At 62.1% G+C, this 596-nt stretch carries 2 protein-coding genes; both read right to left on the minus strand.

Translation table 11 applies throughout. From position 1 onward, the window contains the following. Positions 1-229 (minus strand): DinB family protein (locus EOA79_RS32390; protein ID WP_281060314.1); only part of this gene is annotated, 229 nt, incomplete at its 3' end. A gap of 4 nt (positions 230-233) precedes the next feature. Then, positions 234-596: fumarylacetoacetate hydrolase family protein (locus EOA79_RS32395; RefSeq protein ID WP_206639311.1), on the minus strand; the 363-nt coding region annotated here is incomplete at its 5' end.

The raw sequence follows: 596 nt of genomic DNA on the forward strand, positions 1-596 counted from the left end.
GTATGAAGTCGTCATAGGCCGCAGCACCGAGGCCGCCACCGGTCAGAAAATCGAGATAGAGACGATCGACCGCAAGGATGTGGTTGAGCGTCTCCTTGATCGAGGGAAAGAAACTGGTTCGACCGGCCTCGAACTCGCCGGGCTGAAGCTCCAGCACGGCGCGGTAGAGCCGGTCGTTCGACCACAAATTGTTGCGCGCCATCCGGCGCAGGTGCTCGAGCAAGGTCACCCTTTCAGGTTCCTTTCTCCCCCTCGTATTTCTCGACCTTCTGCTCGATGGCGCCGAAGATCGAATGGCCGGCCTTGTCCTTCATCTCGATCCGCACCGTGTCGCCGAAGCGCAGGAACGGTGTCTTCGGCTCGCCGCTCTCGATGGTCTCGATCATGCGCAGTTCGGCGATGCACGAATAGCCGGCGCCGCCTGCCGCGACCGGCTTGCCTGGCCCATCATTCAGCTTATTGGAGACGGTGCCGGAGCCGATGATGGCGCCGGCGGCGAGCGGCCGCGTTTTCGCGGCATGCACGATCAAGGCCGGGAAATCGAAGGTCATGTCGATGCCGGCATTGGCACGGCCGAACGGTTTGCCGTTGAGATC

Source organism: Mesorhizobium sp. M1A.F.Ca.IN.020.03.2.1, from assembly GCF_004023205.1.
Taxonomy (GTDB): Bacteria; Pseudomonadota; Alphaproteobacteria; order Rhizobiales; family Rhizobiaceae; genus Mesorhizobium.